The following is a 19,764-nucleotide window of genomic DNA, read 5'->3' as shown; positions in this document are numbered from 1 at the left end:
CACCGGCGGGCAGCCCCGATGATCGCAGGTTACGTGGCGCCCGTCTCACTGGCTGGCCCAGGCGTTGAAGCGCTCCTCCAGCTCCTCGCCATGCTCGACCCAGAATTCGTCGTCCATCGCCAGGCCCTGCTCCAGGTTCGCCGGCGCGGTCGGCACCCAGCTCGCCAGTTGCGCGGGCAGGCGCTGGGCGGCCTGGCGGTTGGTCGGCCCGTAGGGAATGTTCTCGACGTAGCGCACCTGGGCATCCGGGGCATTGGCGAAGGCGATGAAGCGACGCGCCTCGGCGCCGCGCTTCGAACCCTTGACCACCGCCCAGTAGTCCATGCCGTACAGGCTGCCCGGCCATACCAGGGCCAGGTTGCGCCCCGCGCGGTGGGCGTCGGCGATGCGCCCGGTGTAGGTGGACGTCATCACCACGTCGCCGGCGGCCAGCCACTGCGCCGGCTGCGCTCCCGCCTCCCACCACTGGATGTAGGGCTTGAGCTGGCCCAGCTTGGCGAAGGCACGGTCGGCACCGGCGCGGGTCGCCAGCAGCGGATAGACCTGCTCGCGTGGCACGCCGTCGGCGAGCAGGGCGAACTCCAGGTTGTAGATCGCCCGCTTGCGCAGGCCGCGCTTGCCGGGGAAGCGCTGGACGTCCCAGAAGTCGGCCCAGGACGCCGGCGGCTGTTGCAGCCGGTCGGCGTCGTAGCCGATCGCCACGCCCCAGACCAGCGCGGCGGAACCGCATTCCTGGGCGGCATTGGCGATCAACTGCTGCTTGCCGCCGATGGCCTGCCAGTCCAGACGCTCGAACAGGCCGTCGTCGCAACCGCGCGCCAGATCCGGCCCCTCGACCTGGACCAGGTCCCAGTCGGCGTGACCGGTGTCGGCCATCACCTTGATCCGGGCCATCTCGCCGTTGTACTCGCTCTGCACTACGGGAATCCCGGTCTGCTGCGTGAACGGCTGGAAGAACGCCACCTCCTGGGCCTTCTGTCCGGCGCCGCCGTAGCCGACCACCACCAGGCCATCATCGGCCTGGACCGGCGCGAGGCCGCCGAACGCCAGCAGGACGGCGCCGAGCAGGACGCGGCAAGGAAAAACCGGATGCGGACGGGCGCTGGCCGCGCGGCGCAATGGAAAGGAACGGTTCATGTGCGTCTCCTCTTGTTCTTGTTGTGGAGTGGATCGCAGCGAGCCGCCGGGAAGCGGCCACGGGACAGAAACTATCCAGTCGATTTTAAAAAAACAAGTTGATTTTTTACTGATGGTAAATTCATATCCTGTTTCTGAAGCGCGCCGCGAGAACAACAAGAAGGACGCCAACCGTGAATTTCCCGCACCTGTTTAGCCCCCTGGAAATCCGGGGCAAACGCCTGAAAAACCGCATCATGTCGAGCGGCCACGACACGTCGATGCCTACCGACAACCTGGTCAACGAGCCACTCCTCGCCTATCACCGCGCCCGGGCCCGCGGCGGCGCCGGACTGATCGTCATGCAGGTGGCCGGGGTCCACGACAGCGCGCGCTACACCTCGCACGTGCTGATGGCCACCGACGATGCCTGCATCCCCGGCTACCGGCGGGTCGCCGAGGCCTGCCACGCCGAAGGCTGCGTGGTGCTGTCGCAGATCTTCCATCCCGGGCGCGAGATCATGGAGTCCGCCGACGGCCTGCTGGCGGTGGCCTATTCCGCCTCGGCCTCGCCCAACGAACGGTTCCGGGTGATGCCGCGCGAACTCGACCAGCCGCTGATCGACGAGATCGTCGCCGGCTACGCCGCCGCCGCGCGCCGCCTGCACCAGGCAGGGCTGGACGGGGTGGAGGTGGTCGCCAGCCATGGCTACCTGCCGGCGCAATTCCTCAACCCGCGGGTGAACCGCCGCACGGATGGCTACAACGGCGACCTCGATGCCCGCCTGCGTTTCCTCCGCGAAGTGCTGGCGGCGGTGCGCGCGGCCACCTCCGAGGACTTCATCGTCGGCCTGCGCCTGTCCGCCGACGAGCGCGACCCCGAGGGTCTCAGCGAAAGCGAGTCGCTGCAGGCGGCCGAGGCGGTCCAGGGCGAGCTGGACTACCTGCACATCGTCGCCGGTACTTCGGCCTCCCTCGGCGGCGCCATCCATATCGTCCCGCCGATGGCCATCGAGCCGGCTTACCTGGCCCGCGAAGCCGGTACCTTCAAGGCGCGCCTGGCGATCCCGCTGTTCGTCACCGGGCGCATCAACCAGCCCCAGGAGGCCGAGGCCATCCTCGCCCGAGGCCAGGCCGACGTCTGCGGCATGACCCGCGCGCTGATCTGCGACCCGCAGATGCCGAACAAGGCCGAGGCCGGGCGCAGCGACGACGTGCGCGCCTGCATCGCCTGCAACCAGGCCTGCATCGGACATTTCCACCGAGGCTATCCGATCTCCTGCATCCAGCACCCGGAAACCGGCCGCGAGCTGACCTACGCAACGCCCAATCCGGCCTCGCGGCGCAAGCGCGTGCTGGTCGCCGGCGGCGGCCCGGCGGGGATGAAGGCGGCGGCGGTGGCGGCACAGCGCGGCCACGAGGTAGTGCTCTGCGAGGCCGGCGCCCAGCTCGGCGGCCAGGTCAACCTGGCGCAACTGCTGCCGCGCCGCGCGGAATTCGGCGGCGCCTCCACCAACCTGCAACGGGAGATGCAACTGGCCGGCGTCGAGGTACGCCGCAACACGCCGGTCGACCGCGCGCTGGTGGAGCGCGAACGGCCGGACCTGGTGATCGTCGCCACCGGCGCCGAACCCTATTGGCCGCCTTTCGAGCGCGGCGGCGAGCTGCAGGTGGTGGATGCCTGGCAGGTGCTGCGCGGCGAGGTGCGGGTCGGTCGCTCGGTGCTGGTCACCGACTGGCGGGGCGACTGGATCGGCCCCGGTATCGCGGAAAAGCTTGTGCGCGAGGGCCACCAGGTGCGCCTGGCGGTGAACGGCACCCACTGCGGCGAGAGCCTGCCGCTGTACGTGCGCGACCAGTTGGCCGGCGAACTGCACCGCCTGGGTATCCCGGTCACGCCCTACGCCCGCCTGTACGGCTGCGACGATACCACGGTGTACATGCAGCACAGCGCCAGCGGCGAGGCGATGCTGTTCGAGGAGGTCGATACCCTGGTGCTATGCCAGGGCCACCAGCCGGTGGACCGACTGGCCGACAGCCTGCACGGCCTGGCGGAGGTGCTGCGGATCGGCGACTGCCTGGCCCCCCGCACCGCCGAGGAGGCGATCTACGAAGGGCTCAAGGCCGCCTGGAGCATCTGAGCGGCGCGGCTGCGGCTCCCTCGACGGGTCCCGGCCCAGCCCCTAGAATGCCGCAAACGCAGCCAGGACCCCGCCGCATGCCCCGCCCGTCACCGCCGGACGCCACCGACACGCCACGCAGCGAAACGCACTTCCTCGGCACCCGCATCCGCGGCCTGCGCAAACGCCGCGGCCTGACCCTGGCCGAGCTGGCCGCACAGAGCGAACTCACCGCCGGCTACATCAGCCAACTGGAACGCAACCTGGCGTATCCGTCGATTCCGGCGCTGTTCAACATCGCCCGCAGCCTCGGCGTGACCATCCAGTGGTTCTTCGCCAGCGAGGCCGCGGTGGACCCGGCGGACGCCGGCTACGTGGTGCGGCGCAACACGCGCATGAGCGTGCATTACGAAGACGGCATCATCGACGAACTGCTCACCCCGCAGCCCAGCCGCCAGTTGGAGATCCTCCACTCGCGTTTCCCGCCGGGCACCTACAGCCAGCAGAGCTACAGCCATGAGGGCGAGGAAGCCGGCTACATCCTCAGCGGAATCTTCGAACTCTGGGTCGGCGACCGCCATTTCCAGCTCCGCGAGGGCGACAGCTTCAGCTACTCCAGCCAGGAACCGCATCGCTACGGCAACCCAGGCGACAGCGATACCCTGGTGCTCTGGGTGATCACCCCGCCGACGTTCTGAAACGCCCTGTCGCGATGCAGGGCCAGGGGAGCGCCGACGGGGCGGGCGCTACCCGCCGCGCTCGAGCAACCGCGCCAACCCCGCCAGCAGCCGCTCCAGGGCGCCCTGGTTGTTGCGCAGCACCTTCTCTCCGGCAGTGGCCATGGCCGTCGCGACCTCCGGCTGCGCCCACAGGCGCGTGAGGCCGTCGCACAGCACGCCGGCATCCGTCACCTCGAGCAGCGCCCCGGCGTCGCGCAATTGCGCGGCGATGTCGAGGAAGTTGAACAGGTGCGGACCGGCGAACACCGGCTTGCCCAGGGCCGCCGGCTCCAGCAGGTTGTGCCCGCCGTTGGGCACCAGGCTGCCGCCGACGAAAGCGATGTCGGCCAGGGCATAGAGGAACAGCAGCTCGCCCATGGTATCGCCGAGCAGCACCTGGGTCGCGCGTGCCACCGGCTCGCCGCCGGAGCGCCGGACCGTGGCGAAGCCTTCGCGGCGGCATAGCTCGTGGACGCCGGCGAAGCGTTCCGGATGGCGCGGCACCAGGATCAGCAACGCGTCGGGACGCGTTTCCAGCAGGCGCCGGTGGGCTGCCAGGACGATCTCGTCCTCGCCGGCATGGGTGCTGGCGGCGATCCACAGCGGTCGCGCCGTCGCGTCCCATTCCTCGCGCAGGGCGGCAGCGGCCAGCGGCAGCTGCGGGTCGATGCGCAGGTCGAACTTGATCGAGCCGGTCACGCTGACGCACTCAGGACGCGCGCCGAGACGACGGAAGCGCTCGGCCTCGGCCTCGGTCTGCACGGCGATCCAGGACAGCTCGGCGAGCATCGGCCGGGTCAGCCCGGCGAAGCGCGCGTAGCCACGCGCCGAGCGCTCGGACAGGCGCGCATTGGCCAGCGCCACCGGGATCCCGCGCACGGCGCAGGCATGGATATGGTTGGGCCACAGCTCGGTTTCCATGATCACCGCCAGGCGCGGCCGCACCCGGTCGAGGAAGCGCGCCGCCGCCCAGGGCAGGTCGTAGGGCAGATAGCAGTGCCGGACCTGCTCGCCGAACAATGCGCGGATGCGCTCCGAGCCGGTCGGGGTCATGCAGGTGACGGTGACCGGCAGCTGCGGATGGCGCTCCAGCAGCGCCCGCACCATCGGCGCGGCGGCGATGCTCTCGCCCACCGAGACGGCGTGCACCCAGATGCCGCCGGGCGGCACCTCGGGCAAGGACAGGGAAAAACGCTCGCCGATGCGTTTGGCGTAGGCCGGCGCCTGGCGCGCGCGCCACCACAGGCGCAACGCCACCAGCGGCAAGCCGAGGTGGAACAGCAGGGTATAGAGGGTACGGTTCATGGGCGCGCAGCTTAGCAAAACTCCCGCCGACCGGCTCAGCCGATGGCGCGCAGGTGGCGGGTGAAGGTTTCGCCGAGCCAGGCCGCCGCCGGGCCGAGCACCTCGTTGCGCCGCCAGACCAGTTCGACCACCAGCGACGGCGGCGTCCAGTCGCTGGTCAGCTCCACCATCAGCCGATCGTAGGTGGGGTACTGCACCACGTGCCGCGGCAGCCAGGCCCAGCCGAGGTTGCGCATCAGCAACTCGGCCATGGAATAGAAGCTGTCCAGCCGCCACACCTGCGGGCTGATCTGCTCGCCGCCCGGATAGCCGCTCTGCTGGGGCACGATCAAAAGTTGCCGGTGCTGTGCCAGCTCGCGGCGACTGACCCGTTGCAGCCCGGCCAGCGGGTGGCCGGCGCCGCACACCGTGACCATCTCGACGCTGCCGAGGCGCCGCCGCTCCAGCGACTCAGGCATGCGCTCATGGTGGAACAGCAGGCCGAGGTCAGCCTGCTCCTCGAGCAAACGACGGGTCACGTCGCCCTGGCCGCCGCTGGACACCTGCACCTCCAGACTGGGAAAGCGCTGCGCCAGCGCTTCCAGGCTGTCCAGCACCGGCTGGTAAGGCATCGCCTCGTCCTGGGCCAGGCGCAGCCGCGGCTCCTCGCCGCGCGCCAGGCCCAGCGCGCGCCCCTGCAGGCGCTCGCACTGGCGCAGCACCTCGCGCGCCTCCGCCAGCAGCACCCGGCCCTCGTCGGTCAGGCGCGGCTGGCGTCCGCTGCTGCGTTCGAACAGGGTGACGCCGAGGTCCGCCTCCAGCAGCGCGATGCCGTTGCTCACCGCCGATTGCACCCGCTTCAGTTCGCGGGCGGCGGCAGAGAACGACTGGCGCTCGGCGACGCTGACGAACAGGCGGATCTGCTCCAGGTTCCACTGCATAACCTATCTCCAATACAGATAGGTAAAGACTTTATCCCATCCGCCGGCTCCCTAGAATGGCCGCAGTTTCCGGAGGACCCCACCATGACCAACTATCTCTACCTCGCCATCGCCATCGCCGCCGAAGTGGTCGCCACCACCTCGCTGAAAGCCGTCGCCGGATTCAGCAAGCCACTGCCGCTGCTGCTGGTGGTGGGCGGCTACGTGCTCGCCTTCAGCATGCTCGTGCTGGTCATGCGCACCCTGCCGGTCGGCGTGGTCTACGCCATCTGGTCCGGACTGGGCATCGTCCTGGTCAGCCTGGTGGCGATGTTCGTCTACGGCCAGCGCCTGGACCCCGCGGCCCTCCTCGGTATCGGCCTGATCATCGCCGGCGTGCTGGTGATCCAGTTGTTCTCCCGCGCTTCGGGGCACTGAACGACCGTCGCGGGCTCAGGTTGTATACTCCGCCCTTTCCGTTCCCGATAAGGCAGCCCCATGCCCCAAGCCCTTTCCACCGACATCCTCATCGTTGGCGGCGGTATCGCCGGCCTCTGGCTGAACGCCCGCTTGCGCCGGGCCGGCTACGCCACCGTGCTGGTGGAAAGCGCCAGCCTCGGCGGCGGACAGAGCGTGAAGTCGCAGGGGATCATCCACGGCGGCGCCAAGTACGCCCTGCATGGCGCCCTGACCGGCGCCTCCGAAGCCATCGCCGACATGCCGCGGCGCTGGCGCGCCTGTCTCGGCAGCGACGGCGAACTCGACCTGCGGGGCGTACGCCTGCTTTCCGAGGCGCACTACCTGTGGTCGCCGGGCGGCCTGGCCGGCAGCCTTACCAGCTTCTTCGCCAGCAAGGCGGTGCGTAGCCGGGTCGAGCAGGCCAAGGGCGAGGATTTGCCTCCGGCGCTGCGCGACAAGGGGTTCAAGGGCAAGGCCTACCGCCTCACGGAAATCGTCTTCGACGTCCCCGACCTGATTCGCCGCCTGGCGGAACTGGCCGGTGACAGCCTGCTCGCCGGCGAGCGCATCGAACCGCTGCGCGAAGGCCGGGAACTGGCCGGCCTGTGCGTCGACGGCCGGGAGATCCGTGCCCAGCGCGTGGTGCTCAGCGCCGGTGCCGGCAACGAGGCGCTGCTCCGCGAACTGGGCCTGGAACAACCGGCCATGCAGCGGCGGCCGCTGCACATGGTGATGGTCAAGGCGGCGACCCTGAAACCGCTGTACGCCCACTGCCTGGGGGCCGGGCCGAAGCCACGAATCACCGTGACCACCCATCCGACCCGCGACGGCCAGTCGGTCTGGTACCTCGGCGGCGACATCGCCGAAGCCGATGGCGTGGCCCGCGACGAAGCCGCGCAGATCGCCGAAGCACGTCGCGAACTGGCAAAGCTGCTGCCCTGGATCGACCTCGGCCAGGCGCAGTGGGCCACCTTGCGGGTGGATCGCGCCGAGCCGGCACAGTCCAACCTGTTGCGCCCGGACAACGCCTTCCTCGCCGAACAGGGACGCCTGCTGGTCGGCTGGCCGACCAAGCTGGCGCTGGCCCCTGACTTCGCCGACCGGGTCTGCGCCCGCCTGGAAGAAGACGGCATCCGCCCCAGCGAACATGCCGCGCTGCCGCAACTGCCGCGTCCGCCGCTCGCCGAACCGGCCTGGGAGGTAGCCTTCGCATGATCAGGGATACCCTCCACGACCTGCACCGCCCGCTGGGCGACACCGGCCTGGCCGTTTCGCCGCTGGGCCTGGGCACCGTCAAGTTCGGCCGCGACCAGGGAGTGAAGTACCCTTCCGGCTTCACCATCCCCGACGACCGCGAAGCCGCCGACCTGCTGGCCCTGGCCCGCGACCTCGGCATCAACCTGATCGACACCGCCCCGGCCTACGGCCGCAGCGAGGAACGCCTCGGCCCGCTGCTGCGCGGCCAGCGCGAGCATTGGGTGATCGTCAGCAAGGTCGGCGAAGAGTTCGTCGACGGCCAGTCAGTCTTCGACTTCTCCGCCACGCATACCCGGCGCTCCGTCGAACGCAGCCTGAAGCGCCTGGAGACCGAGCGGATCGAGCTGGTGCTGGTGCATTCCGATGGCAACGACCTGGATATCCTCGAGAACAGCGAGGTCTACCCGACTCTCGCCGCGCTCAAGCGCGAGGGCCTGATCGGCGCCTACGGACTCTCCGGCAAGACCGTCGAAGGTGGCCTGCGCGCCCTGCGCGAGGGCGATTGCGCGATGGTCACCTACAACCTGAACGAGCGCGCCGAGCGCCCGGTCATCGAGTACGCCGCGGCCCATGCCAAGGGCATCCTGGTGAAGAAGGCGCTGGCCAGCGGGCATGCCTGCCTGGGCGCCGGACAGGACCCGGTGCGCGCCAGCTTCGAACTGGTCTTCGACCAGCCGGGCGTCGCCGCCGCCATCGTCGGCACCATCAATCCGCTGCACCTGGCCCATAATGTCGCGATGGCCGCGCAAGCCCTGAAAAAGGCCTGAACCATACATCGGCTGCAACATCCGCGGGTTGACACCCGCGGTGCATTCCGCTGCCATGTTCCTCCCGAACGAGCCGTATCCTGCCTGCCGCCCTCGCCTCCGGTGGCCGGTGCATCGAACGTGAGCCTCCGTCCCGCCCCGGCGCGATGACCCGACAAGGAGCCCCGTATGCCCCGTATGCTCGCCCGCAAGGATCCGTCCGCCTTCAAGACCCTGCCGCTGCTGGTGGAGGCCTCCCCGGACGGGCTGGTCTACCAGGCCCTCGGCCTGCCGCTGAACTTCCAGCAGATGCTCGTACGCCGCCGCCGCATGGAGGTAGCCGACCCGCAGCGCTTCGTCGCCGAGCTGGCCAACCTGGGGGTCTCGGTGCGCTTGACCCTGAACTGGCAGGGCCGCGACTACTGGGTGCTGGTCCGTCAGCGCCGGCTGGACCGCGGCGATACCGTGCTCAAGCTGATCTCCGGCTACGTACCGGCCCACGAACTGAACCTGCCGCTGCTCACGGCGATCCAGGAAGTCGCCGAGGAATGCCTGGTGGAGACCGCCGGCGGCTGGCTCGGCGGGCGCTTCGGCGACACCTGGCTGCCGACGCCCTACCAGGGTTCGCTGCGCTACCGGGAGAACAGCCACTTCGTCCTCACCCCGCTGTCCGGCGCCGCCCGTCCGGTGCAAGCCGGCAGCCTGCGCTTGCTGGAGCGCCCACGCGCCTACGTACACCTGCCCACGGCCTCGCTGCAACTGGTCTACGACATGCGCCTGGAGCTGCCGCGCGATGCGCGCGAGCCGAGCCTCTACCATGTCGACGAGCGGCTCGAGAGCGGTCCGCTGGTGGCGCGCCTGGACCGTCGGCGCCCCGATCTCTACCTGCTGCCGCTGGACCAGGGGCGCCCCACCGGCGACCTGTTCACCCTGCGCAAGGGCCAGTTGCGCCCTGCGGCCACCCGCGGCCTGTGGTTGGCCGAGAGCTTTGCCGTACAGGACGGCTGGCTGGTGCATGAGGAACGCATCCGTTTCCGCGACTGGCTGGCACTGTGGCCATCCAGCAACGGCGACCAGGCCGGCGGTGGGCGCGACCGCGCCAGCGCCTGAACCGGGCGGGCTTTGCCGCCCTTTCTACTTCAACTGGCTGGAAGACTTGCCGAGCAGGCGGCGAGCGACGATGAGCAGCTGGATCTGCTGGGTGCCCTCGAAGATGTCGAGGATCTTCGAGTCCCGCGCCCACTTCTCCAACAGCTCATCCTCGGCGTAGCCGAGGGCGCCAGCCAGCTCCACGCACTTCAGGGTGATCTCGTTGGCCACCCGTCCAGCCTTGGCCTTGGCGATGGACGCTTCCTTCGAGTTGGGCAGCTTGTTGTCGGCCATCCATGCCGCCTTCAAGGTCAACAGGCGCGCTGCCTCCCACTCCGCCTCCAGGCGATAGAGAGTGGCCTCGGCGTGGCTGACGGTGAGCAGCGGTTTCCTGTAGTCGAACTTGCAGCCAGCCTTCTTCAGCAATTCGCGGGTCCGGTCCAGCGCCGCCTTGGCCACCCCGACGGCCATGCCGGCCACCAGCGGGCGGGTATTGTCGAAGGTCTCCATGACCCCGGCGAAACCCTTCTGCACGTCGACCTCGGCGTTGCCCAGCAGGTTCGCGGCCGGCACCCGGCAATCATTGAAACTGATCGAAGCGGTATCCGAAGCCTTGATCCCGAGCTTCTTCTCCAGGCGCGTCACGGTCATCCCCGGCGTGCCCTTCTCGACCACGAAGGACTTGATCGCCGCCCGCCCCAGGTTGCGGTTCAGGGTGGCCCAGACCACCACGGCATCGGCCCGCTCGCCGGAAGTGACGAAAATCTTCTCGCCGTTCAGTACATAGTGGTCGCCATCCTGGGTCGCGGTGGTGCGAATCGCCGCCGAGTCCGAGCCGCAGCCCGGCTCGGTGATCGCCATCGCCGCCCAGGTGCCGCCGAAGCGCTGCAACTGCTCCTCGTTGGCCACCGCGGCGATCGCCGCGTTGCCCAGCCCCTGGCGCGGCATGGCCAGGAGCAGGCCGACGTCGCCCCAGCACAGTTCCATCACGCCGAGCAATGCCGACAGGTTGCCGCCGTTCTTGATGCCCTCCTCTACCTGCTTGCCGGCGCGCTTGCTCGCCGAGGTCGCGCCGACAGCCTCGGGCGAGCCGCTGTTCATGCCGTCCAGCAAGGCCGCGAGCAGGTCCAGCTCCTTCGGATAGGCGTGTTCGGCCTTGTCGTACTTGCGCGAGATCGGCCGGAAATAGTTATCCGCGACCTGATGCGCCTGGTTGGCCAGGCTGCGGAATTTCTTCGGGGTTTCCAGGTACATGTCGATTCCTCGTTCACTCGTCGCGGCGGACCGCGCACTCGCTCGGGTTCACAGGTGCAGGCCGCCGGCCATCAGCGCTACCGCGCGCAGGTCGCGGTACCAGCGCTCGGCCGGATGCTCCTTGGTGAAGCCGTGGCCGCCGAGCAGTTGCACGGCGTCGGTGCCGATCTTCATCGCCTTCTCGGCGCACAGCAGACGCGCCAGGTAAGCCTCGCGCTGGAACGGCTGGCCGCGCTCGGCCAGGGCGCAGGCCCGCCAGACCATCAGGCGCATGGCGTCCAGTTCGATGGCGATGTCGGCGACCATGAAGGCGACCCCCTGGCGATGGCTGATCGGCTCGCCGAAGGCCTCGCGCTCGTTGCAGTAGGCGATCACGTAGTCCAGCGCCGCCTGCCCGGTGCCCAGCGCCAGGGCACACCAGGCCAGGGCCGCGTGATCGAGGAAGGCCCGGTAGTCGAAATGCTCGGCGGCCAGGCGGTTGTCCGCCGGCACCTTGACGCTCTTCAGGCGCAACCGGGCGGTGCCGCCGGCCTTCAGTCCCATCGCCGGCTCGGCACGTCGCTCGACGCCCTTGGCGGAGGCTTCCACCAGGAACAACGCAGGCCCCTCGTCGGTCTTCGCCGCGACGATCAGGCGGCTGGCCTCCAGGCCGCGCAGGACCAGGCATTTCTCTCCGGAAAGCAGGTAGTGACTGCCCTTGCGCCGGGCGCGGGTCGCCAGTTTCTGCGGGTCGAACAGCAGACTCGGCTCGTTGACCGCGATGGCGGTGAGCGGCGCCCCCTCTTCGCTGACGAACGCCGGCAGCCACTGCGCCTGCTGCGAGGGGCTGCCCCAGCGGCGGATGCAGTTGGCCGCCGACAACGGCACCAGCAGGGCCGCCGCCAGCGACAGATCGCCCTTGGCCAGGGCCTCGGCGATAAGGGCAGTGGTCACCGTGGTGCGCTCACCGGCCATGCCGCCGTGCACCTCGCCGACCCCATAGTGGGTCAGGCCCAGCTCCAGCGCCTGGTTGAGCAGTTCCGCCGGCAGGCTGGCCTCGGCATCCGCGTCATGAGCCAGCGGACGCAACACCTCCAGGGCGAAGCCTTCGAGCATGTCCACCAGCATCTGCTGGTCGTCGGAGAACGACAGGTCGAACAACCCGTCCGGATCGGCCTTGCGCGGTCCCTTCGCTTGCTTCGCCGAACGCTCGCTGGCCAGGCGGAAGCCGGTACGGCTGCCGCTGTAGAGCAGCTTCTCGAAGGGTTTGCGAAGATTGAAGCGATCCGGCCAGTCGGCCTGGGCGACACGGTTCAGTACAGCCAGGGCACGGCCCTGTACATCGGTGCTCATGGGCATCTTGCTCCACGCAGGATGGGATGCCCGGATCATGCGCCGCCGCATGGGCAGCGCCTATGACCGTCTCGCCGAAGGGAGTTGTCAGACCAGCCAGTCATCCGCCAGGGGCGACCGGCCGGGGAAAGGCTCAGCCTTTCTGGCGGATCTTCTCGACGATGGCGGTGGTGGAGCTGTTCTCCACCAGGCCGAGCACCCGTACCTCGCCGCCGTAAGCCTTGACGATCTGCGCGCCGACCACCTGCTCGACGCCGTAATCGCCGCCCTTGACCAGCACGTCCGGACGCACCTGCTCGAGCAGGCGCTCGGGAGTGTCTTCGGCGAAGCTCACCACCCAGTCCACCGCGCCGAGCCCGGCGAGTACCGCCATGCGCCGGTCCACCGAGTTGATCGGCCGGCCAACGCCCTTCAGGCGAGTGACCGAGGCGTCGTCGTTGACCCCGACGATCAGGCGGTCGCCCTGGGCGCGCGCCTGTTCGAGGTAGGTCACGTGGCCGGCGTGAAGGATGTCGAAGCAGCCATTGGTGAAGACGATCTTCTCGCCGTGGGCGCGGGCGTCTTCGATTGCCAGCAGCAGTTGCTCCAGGCCCAGCACGCCACGCTCGGAACCCTGCTCGCGCTGCACCGCGCGACGCAGTTCGGGCGCGCTGATCGCCGCGGTACCCAGCTTGCCGACCACGATGCCGGCGGCCAGGTTGGCCAGGCCCACCGCAGACGGCAGCTCCTCGCCGGCGGCAAGCGCCGCGGCCAGGGTGGAGATGACCGTATCGCCGGCACCGGTGACGTCGAACACTTCCCGCGCCCGCGCCGGCAGGTGCAGGGCCGGCTGGCCATGGCGGAGCAGGGTCATGCCATGCTCGCCGCGGGTCACCAGCAAGGCGCCGAGGTCGAGTTCGCTCATCAGCGCCTGGCCCTTGGCGACCAGTTCGGCTTCGTCGGCGCAACGGCCGACGATGGTCTCGAATTCGGACAGGTTCGGGGTGATCAGGCTGGCGCCGCGATAGATGGCGAAGTCCTTGCCCTTGGGATCGGCCAGTACCGGAATGTTGCGCGCCCGCGCCGCCTGGATCAGCACCTGGTGGTTCTGTAGCGCGCCCTTGCCGTAGTCGGACAGCACCAGCACCTTGACCTTGGCCAGCAGCGACTCGACGTCCACGGCCAGGGCCGCCGCGTCGGTGCGGAACGGTTCCTCGAAGTCGACCCGCAGCAGTTGCTGGTGACGACTCATGACCCGCAGCTTGACGATGGTCGGCTGGCTATCGATGCGCTGGAAGCGCGCGTCCACTCCAGCGGCCTTGAGGCTGTTGGCCAGGCTGTCGGCGGCCTCGTCGCGGCCGGTGACGCCGACCAGCAAGGCCTGTGCGCCCAGCGCGGCGATGTTCAGCGCGACGTTGGCGGCGCCGCCGGGGCGGTCCTCGTGCTGTTCGACGCGGACCACCGGCACCGGGGCCTCCGGCGAAATGCGCGAAGTCGCGCCATGCCAGTAGCGGTCAAGCATCACATCACCGACCACCAACACCGGGGCCTGGTCGAAACGGGGCATGGACAACTTCATGGGAACTCCAAACAACCTCTCGGGGCAGACGCCCAGTTTATCAGCCGACAGGCGCCGGCGCCTGCTCATCCAGTCCCATCGCGTGCAGCCGCGCATAGTGGCCGTTCTGCGCCAGCAGCTCGGCGTGGCTGCCGCGCTCGACGATCTGCCCCTGGTCCATCACCAGGATCAGGTCGGCCTTCTCGATGGTCGACAGGCGGTGGGCGATCACCAGGGTGGTGCGCCCTTTCATCACTTCGTCCAGCGCCGCCTGGATATGCCGCTCCGACTCGGTGTCCAGCGCCGAGGTCGCCTCGTCGAGGATCAGCAGGGGCGCGTCCTTGAGCAGCGCCCGGGCGATCGCCAGACGCTGGCGCTGGCCGCCGGAAAGCAGCACGCCATTCTCGCCGACCTCGGTGTCGAAGCCTTGCGGCAGGTTGTCGATGAATTCCTTGGCGTTGGCAGCCTTCGCCGCCCGCTCGATTTCCTCGCGCGGCGCGCCAGCCAGGTCGCCGTAGGCGATGTTGTTGGCCACGCTGTCGTTGAACAGCGTGACCTGCTGGGTCACCAGGGCGATGTGGCGGCGCAGGTTACGCAGGCGATAATCCTCGACCTCAACGCCATCAAGCATGATCTTGCCGTCATTGTGCTGATAAAAGCGCGGAACCAGGTTGGCCAGGGTCGACTTGCCGCTACCGGAACGGCCGACCAGGGCGATCATCTGCCCGGGTTCGGCGACGAAACTGATGTCATCCAGCACCTGCTTGTCGGTTCCGGGATAACGGAAGCTCAGGTTGCGCACTTCCAGGCGCCCGCTGACCCGCTCCTTCTCGACGCTCCCCTGGTCTTCCTCCGCCGCTTCGTCGAGCTGCTCGAAGATGCTCTCGGCGCCGGCGACGCCGCGCTGGACCGTGGAACTGACCTCGGAAAGCTGGCGGATCGGTTTGGGCAAAAGGCCCGCCGCGGTGATATAGGCCACCAGGTCGCCGGCCGAGGCGTCCCCGCGCAGCCACAGCACGAGGAACATCAGTATCGCCATGGCGACGTAGATCACCAATTGCAGCATCGGCGTGTAGACCGCGCCGGTCTTGGTCATCCGCAACTGCTTGTCGGTATTGCTCTGGCTGGCGTCGTGGAAGCGCTTCTCTTCATAGGCTTCGCCGCCGAAGCTGCGCACCACCCGGTAGCCCTGGATGGTTTCCGAGGCGACGTGGGTGACGTCGCCCATGGCCACCTGGATCTTCTTGCTCTGCTTGCGGAACTTGCGGCTGGCAGTAGTCACCATCACCGCGATGACCGGCAGGATCGCCAGCATCACCAGGGTCAGCTTCCAGTTCATCCACAGCAGGTAGAGGAACAGGAAGACCACGGTCAGGCCCTCACGGATCACCACCTTGATGGCATCCGTGGCCGCTCCGGTGACCATGGTCACGTTGAAGGTGATGCGCGAGATCAGGTGGCCGGAGCTGTGCGTGTCGAAATAGCGGTTCGGCAGCACCAGCAGCTTGTTGAACAGGGCGACCCGCAGGTCATGCACCAGCCCCAGGGAAACCTTGGCCAGGAAGAAGTTGCCGAGGAACGAGCCCAGCCCCTGCCAGGCAGCGATCAGGATGATCAGCAACGGCACCGCGTAGACCAGGTGCAGGTCGCGCAACCAGGGCCACTGCACATTCGGAAACAATGCCGCGTCAGGATTGGAGAGGCCGTCGACGAAATACTTGAGGATGCCCGCCAGCATCGGCTGGGTCGACGCGAAGATCAGGAAACCGACGATGCTGAGTAGGAACATTCCGATGTAGGGCTTCACGTAGCCCAACAGGCGGAAATAGATCTTGAGACTGGAAGGTCCGGGATTCTGAGGACTATCGCTCATGGTTTCTTACATGCTGAAAAGGTCCCGGAGTGTAGCACAGGACCTCCATCACTCTGCCTGGAAGGCGTGTTGGGGTAAGATGGCGGGCCGTTCGTTCAGGAGCTCGCATGCGAGTCATAGACTACCCCTCCTACTTGCAGTTGCGTGACAACGCAGAAGTGCTGGAAGCCGATGGTCATGGGGACAAGGTACTGCGTCTGCGCGACGGGTCCTTCCTCAAGCTGTTTCGCCGCAAGCGCCTGATTTCCTCCGCAGCCCTGTTCCCCTATGCGGAGCGCTTCGCCCGCAATGCCAGCGAACTGGCGCGGCGCGGCATCGTCTGCCCGAAGGTGCTGGACGTACTGCGGATCCCACATATCCAGCGCGACGCGGTGCACTACGAGCCGCTACCGGGGCAGACCCTCCGCCAACTCGACCGCAACGACCCGGAGTGCGGCGATACAGTCCGGACGCAACTGGGCGAGCTGATCGCCGTGCTGCACGCCAAGGGGGTGTACTTCCGCTCGCTGCACCTGGGCAACGTGGTGCGCACGCCGGAAGGCCGGATGGGCCTGATCGACATCGCCGACCTGCGGGTCCAGCGCTCGGCGCTCAGCGCCGCCCAGCGCATTCGCAATTTCAAGCACCTGCTGCGCTACGAACAGGATCGAACCTGGTTCCTCGACGACAGCGAGCACCTGGTGCTCAAGGCCTATCTCCGCAGCAGCCAGGTCCACTGGACACTCGAGCAGCTCCTCAAGCAACTGCAACTGGATTGAGCAAGGAATGTTCGCAGCTACCCGACTGACCCGTCTTCGCCACGATACCAGCCGCATCCTCAGCCACTGGATCCTGCCGCTGGGCTGGCTGGCCCTGCTCACCGGAATGTTCTGGGTCGGCGACCGCTCCGACTATCACCGGCTTTTCTACATCCTGCTTGCAGCCCCGACGCTGCTTTTCGTGATTATCCAGCCGCAACTGTTACGTCCACTGACCCGCTCGCCGCTGCTCATCGCCATTCTGGCCTTCAGCGCTTACATGATGCTCAGCCTGCTCTGGTCAACGCCGGAAAACTCGGCGGGTTCGCTGTTCAAACGGCCGCTGTACATCGTTCTACTGCTCTTCTGTGTGGGGATACTGGCGCTACAGGCACCCGAACGCCTACGCAACATTACTTGGCTGGCGGCACTGGGAGCAGTTTTCGCCGCAGCGGTCACGGTGGTCCACTACCATCTCCAGACACATCCTGCATGGATGCGCTTGTCCGGATACGGGGCTCTCTACAACCCACTGCTGAGTGCCCATGTATATGGCGCATTCACTGTGGTCTGGCTGGTTTACTGGATGCAATCACGCCATCTTCTTGCGCCACTGCCGCTGCTGTCCCTGGCGATACTATGCTGCCTGTTGCTGTCGACCGGCTCACGCACCCCATTGATCGCACTCACCGCCTGCCTGGGCTGGCTGCTGGTCGCCGGTAATCAGAAAAAGACCCTGATCGTCATCGGGTTGGCAGCGCTGGGCATGATCGTGGCTTATATCTTCAATCCAGAGCTGGTCACCCAGCGCGGCGTCTCCTTCCGCCCGGAAATCTGGAGCGAATCCCTGCGCCAGATCGGCGAGCACCCCTGGCTTGGCCATGGCTACGATCACCCGATGCGGATCAAGTTGGCCAACGGCATGCTGCTGGCCGATCCGCACAACATCGAGCTGGGCGTGCTGTTCGCCGGCGGGATCGTCGGCCTGCTGCTATGGTCTGCGATCTACGCCGTGGCCTTCGTCTTCGCCTGGAAGAACCGTCGCGACCCCATGGTGCTACTGGCGTCTACCTGGCTGGTCTTCGGACTGGCTTCCGGCCTCACGGAAGGCAACGCGTTCATGTCCCGCCCCAAGGAGCACTGGTTCCTGATCTGGATTCCATTGGCCCTGCTGTACGCCCTGTGGGTGCAGAAAAGCGCCCGCGACAAAAACGAAACCGCCTCCTGAGGAGGCGGTCCGGGTTCATCCGAGCTAGGAGAAGAACAGCCGCGCAATGCCGCGGAAGGTCTTCTCGTTCCAGTACTTCAGCGGCAAGCCGGAGAGCAGCTCCCGGGCCAGCACCTTGTCCCGGTTCGAGCACTTGAGGAACATCGAATTGCGGAAGCGCATGATCACCTGCTCGTAATCGGGGTGATCGCTGAACTGGCTGTACGTCTTGAATACGTTGTCCACCATGAAACGGGCGTTCTTGTACGTATTGGTGGGATGCTTGCGGTACTGGGCGAGGACCTCGCCAAGAATGTCGATGACGTAGCCAGCCTTGGTTACCGCCAGTTCGATGTAGACATCTTCCAGGCGTATGTCCGGATCGAAACCGCCGACCTTCTCCAGGGCTTCCCGCCGGAACATCAGGGTGGGCGCCATCGGGCCCGGCTTGCGGTCCAGGAACAGGTCATCGAAGTCGAGACGGCGGAAAGGCAGGTCGCGTTTGCGCTGCTCCTTACCCGGCATGACCCGGCCATTGGAGTCGATGATCTCGATATTGCCCGCGCAAATACCTACCTCGGGCTTGTCCCACATGTGTGCCACCTGTTTCTCCAGGCGTTGCGGCAACATGATGTCGTCCGAACCGAAAGGCACGATGAGATTTCCCCGGGCCCTGGCGATCGCCTCGTTGAGCGTTTTCGACAGTCCCTGGTTCTGCTGGACCCTGAGGTCGAAGCCGTACTTCGCCTGGAGCCCGCGCAAAAGCTCGACGCTGCCATCGCTGGAACCATCGTCCACCACCAGCAGTTCCACGTTGCGGTATGTCTGCGCAGCCACGCTGGCGATGCTCGCTTCTATGTACTTTTCGTGGTTATAGGAAGCGATGATCACGGAAACCAATGGCTGCGAACCATCATCGACGAGCGCCATAGCTACAACCTTATCTGTCCTTCACGTCCCCATTCAAAGCGCCAGACATGCATGAGCGATCCTGCGATCTTCATCGGTCCTACACCTCCCCCCAGCCCGGAAAAACAAGCTGAACAATAGCAAACACGCCTGAAGCCCCAGCTCTTTTCGGCTGCTACTCTCAGGTAAAAATACGTCGCCAGGTCTTCTCCAGCCATCCGGGACGCTCCGGCTCGCGCAACGCGGGCCGCATGGCCTCGACGATACTCTGACCGACAGCGGCGAAGCTGAATCGTTCGATGGCCAGCGCCTGGCCGCTTCGCGCGATCCGCTCGGCGAGGGCCGTGTCGAGGCGCAGGATCGCGAGCTTTTCCTGGATGTCCGCCACCGAGCGATACAGCACGATATTCTCCATGTCCCGGAAACCCAAGGCCTCGTTTTCCCGCTCGCCCTGGTCGTAGGCCAGCAGTACGCAACCGCAGGCCATCGCCTCGAAATTCTTGATCATGTATTCGCCCATGCCGACATCCGCGCTGACGAAGAAACGGATGCGGTTGAGCGTGCGCAGGTACTCCTCGCCGGACTTGGTCTTGGTCACCAGCAGGTTCTCCACTCCGCCCAACTCGTCGAGCAGCGCCTTGCGTCCACTGTAGGCCACGCTGCCGGTACTGCCGACGAAGCCCAGCTCGATATCGCGCGCCAGGCCCAGGTCATGCAACAGGGTCTGGTCGTAGCCCTTGGGCACGAATACCGCGTCGAATCCCTCCTGGCGCAGGCGTTCGCTGACCGTATGGCCCGAACTGATCACCCGTGCCCAGGGCAGGCGCCGGTAATGGGCGCTGAACTTGCCGGTGTACTTGCAGGGAATGTAGTTCTGGTAGGCATCGTGCTCGAGGATCACCAGGTTGGGCACGCTGCGGATGAAGCGGACCTGGCGCATTTCCTTCTTGAAACGGAGGAAGAACAGGATGCGGTCGTAGCGCGAGACATCCACGTGCTTGCGGAAGTAGCCGCGCAGGTCGGCCTGCTCCTCGCTGCTCAGCCAGCGGGTATCGCACTCGCAATGGGCGGCGATGCCGTCGTACAGGCGATCCAGGATCGCGCGCTGCTCTTTCTGGACCAGAAACAGAACTTTCATCAGACCTTCATCCTCGCGGCTGCTCCGAAGCAGCATGGCGGCTCGAACCTTGCCAAACGCTCGACCC

General features: G+C 67.1%; 18 protein-coding genes. 9 read left to right on the top strand and 9 right to left on the bottom strand.

Going from position 1 to position 19,764, the window contains the following annotated elements:
- Positions 1 to 45 precede the first annotated feature (45 nt).
- Complete coding sequence (locus FOC67_RS29025) at positions 46 to 1,137, bottom strand: ABC transporter substrate-binding protein (RefSeq protein WP_003095722.1); 1,092 nt, start codon at positions 1,135 to 1,137, stop codon at positions 46 to 48.
- On the opposite strand from FOC67_RS29025, the gene FOC67_RS29020 reads away from it, so the two are divergent.
- From FOC67_RS29020 to FOC67_RS29010, 3 genes are all read left to right on the top strand, one after another.
- Complete coding sequence (locus tag FOC67_RS29020) at positions 1,136 to 1,333, top strand: hypothetical protein (RefSeq protein WP_153519013.1); 198 nt, start codon at positions 1,136 to 1,138, stop codon at positions 1,331 to 1,333. The two genes, FOC67_RS29025 and FOC67_RS29020, sit on opposite strands and share 2 nt — an antisense overlap.
- Positions 1,311 to 3,257, top strand: a complete 1,947-nt coding sequence (locus FOC67_RS29015; protein ID WP_009314378.1) for an FAD-dependent oxidoreductase — start codon at positions 1,311 to 1,313, stop codon at positions 3,255 to 3,257. The genes FOC67_RS29020 and FOC67_RS29015 overlap by 23 nt, the downstream gene beginning before the upstream one ends.
- A gap of 77 nt (positions 3,258 to 3,334) precedes the next feature.
- A complete protein-coding gene (locus FOC67_RS29010; protein ID WP_003095727.1) occupies positions 3,335 to 3,934 on the top strand; it encodes a helix-turn-helix domain-containing protein in 600 nt (199 codons plus the stop codon).
- A 48-nt stretch (positions 3,935 to 3,982) separates the two neighbouring features.
- Here the strand turns inward: FOC67_RS29010 and waaA are convergent, their stop codons facing one another.
- Both waaA and FOC67_RS29000 read right to left on the bottom strand, forming a co-directional pair.
- A complete protein-coding gene (waaA, locus tag FOC67_RS29005; RefSeq protein ID WP_009314382.1) occupies positions 3,983 to 5,260 on the bottom strand; it encodes a lipid IV(A) 3-deoxy-D-manno-octulosonic acid transferase in 1,278 nt (425 codons plus the stop codon).
- A gap of 35 nt (positions 5,261 to 5,295) precedes the next feature.
- The gene (locus FOC67_RS29000) at positions 5,296 to 6,180 is read right to left on the bottom strand and encodes a LysR family transcriptional regulator (protein ID WP_003109888.1); all 885 of its coding nucleotides are present in this window, start codon (positions 6,178 to 6,180) and stop codon (positions 5,296 to 5,298) included.
- A gap of 84 nt (positions 6,181 to 6,264) precedes the next feature.
- Here FOC67_RS29000 and FOC67_RS28995 point away from each other — a divergent pair, with 84 nt between their 5' ends.
- From FOC67_RS28995 to FOC67_RS28980, 4 genes are all read left to right on the top strand, one after another.
- Positions 6,265 to 6,597, top strand: coding sequence for a multidrug efflux SMR transporter (locus FOC67_RS28995; protein ID WP_003095735.1), 333 nt, complete (start codon positions 6,265 to 6,267; stop codon positions 6,595 to 6,597).
- Between the two features lie 60 nt (positions 6,598 to 6,657).
- Complete coding sequence (locus tag FOC67_RS28990; RefSeq protein WP_003109889.1) at positions 6,658 to 7,833, top strand: FAD-binding oxidoreductase; 1,176 nt, start codon at positions 6,658 to 6,660, stop codon at positions 7,831 to 7,833.
- Entirely contained in the window at positions 7,830 to 8,642 is an 813-nt protein-coding gene (locus FOC67_RS28985; protein ID WP_003095738.1) for an aldo/keto reductase, read from the top strand. The genes FOC67_RS28990 and FOC67_RS28985 overlap by 4 nt, the downstream gene beginning before the upstream one ends.
- A gap of 168 nt (positions 8,643 to 8,810) precedes the next feature.
- The gene (locus FOC67_RS28980) at positions 8,811 to 9,731 is read left to right on the top strand and encodes a hypothetical protein (protein ID WP_003114542.1); all 921 of its coding nucleotides are present in this window, start codon (positions 8,811 to 8,813) and stop codon (positions 9,729 to 9,731) included.
- A 24-nt stretch (positions 9,732 to 9,755) separates the two neighbouring features.
- On the opposite strand, the gene FOC67_RS28975 is transcribed toward FOC67_RS28980, so the two are convergent.
- From FOC67_RS28975 to msbA, 4 genes are all read right to left on the bottom strand, one after another.
- Complete coding sequence (locus tag FOC67_RS28975; protein WP_009314383.1) at positions 9,756 to 10,964, bottom strand: acyl-CoA dehydrogenase family protein; 1,209 nt, start codon at positions 10,962 to 10,964, stop codon at positions 9,756 to 9,758.
- Positions 10,965 to 11,012: 48 nt separating this feature from the next.
- Complete coding sequence (locus FOC67_RS28970; RefSeq protein ID WP_003135655.1) at positions 11,013 to 12,302, bottom strand: acyl-CoA dehydrogenase family protein; 1,290 nt, start codon at positions 12,300 to 12,302, stop codon at positions 11,013 to 11,015.
- Between the two features lie 127 nt (positions 12,303 to 12,429).
- Positions 12,430 to 13,854 (bottom strand): bifunctional D-glycero-beta-D-manno-heptose-7-phosphate kinase/D-glycero-beta-D-manno-heptose 1-phosphate adenylyltransferase HldE, encoded by a 1,425-nt coding sequence (hldE, locus tag FOC67_RS28965; protein ID WP_003095747.1) that lies wholly within the window; start codon positions 13,852 to 13,854, stop codon positions 12,430 to 12,432.
- Positions 13,855 to 13,894: 40 nt separating this feature from the next.
- Positions 13,895 to 15,706 (bottom strand): lipid A export permease/ATP-binding protein MsbA, encoded by a 1,812-nt coding sequence (msbA, locus tag FOC67_RS28960; protein WP_003095749.1) that lies wholly within the window; start codon positions 15,704 to 15,706, stop codon positions 13,895 to 13,897.
- Between the two features lie 107 nt (positions 15,707 to 15,813).
- Between msbA and FOC67_RS28955 the strand changes: the two genes are divergently transcribed.
- Positions 15,814 to 16,464, top strand: coding sequence for a toluene tolerance protein (locus FOC67_RS28955; protein WP_003095751.1), 651 nt, complete (start codon positions 15,814 to 15,816; stop codon positions 16,462 to 16,464).
- A gap of 7 nt (positions 16,465 to 16,471) precedes the next feature.
- Positions 16,472 to 17,671: an O-antigen ligase gene (locus FOC67_RS28950; RefSeq protein ID WP_009314384.1), complete on the top strand. Its 1,200-nt coding sequence runs from the start codon at positions 16,472 to 16,474 to the stop codon at positions 17,669 to 17,671.
- 24 nt (positions 17,672 to 17,695) lie between these two features.
- On the opposite strand, the gene wapR is transcribed toward FOC67_RS28950, so the two are convergent.
- Together wapR and FOC67_RS28940 are read right to left on the bottom strand one after the other, a co-directional pair.
- A complete protein-coding gene (wapR, locus tag FOC67_RS28945; protein WP_003095756.1) occupies positions 17,696 to 18,580 on the bottom strand; it encodes an alpha-1,3-rhamnosyltransferase in 885 nt (294 codons plus the stop codon).
- Positions 18,581 to 18,740: 160 nt separating this feature from the next.
- Positions 18,741 to 19,697 (bottom strand): glycosyltransferase, encoded by a 957-nt coding sequence (locus tag FOC67_RS28940; RefSeq protein ID WP_003114548.1) that lies wholly within the window; start codon positions 19,695 to 19,697, stop codon positions 18,741 to 18,743.
- Positions 19,698 to 19,764 lie beyond the last annotated feature (67 nt).

It is taken from the genome of Pseudomonas sp. FDAARGOS_761 (assembly GCF_013343155.1).
GTDB lineage: Bacteria > Pseudomonadota > Gammaproteobacteria > Pseudomonadales > Pseudomonadaceae > Pseudomonas > Pseudomonas aeruginosa.
The sequence above is the reverse complement of the archived record's forward strand: the minus strand, read 5'-3'. Positions and strand labels throughout refer to the sequence as shown.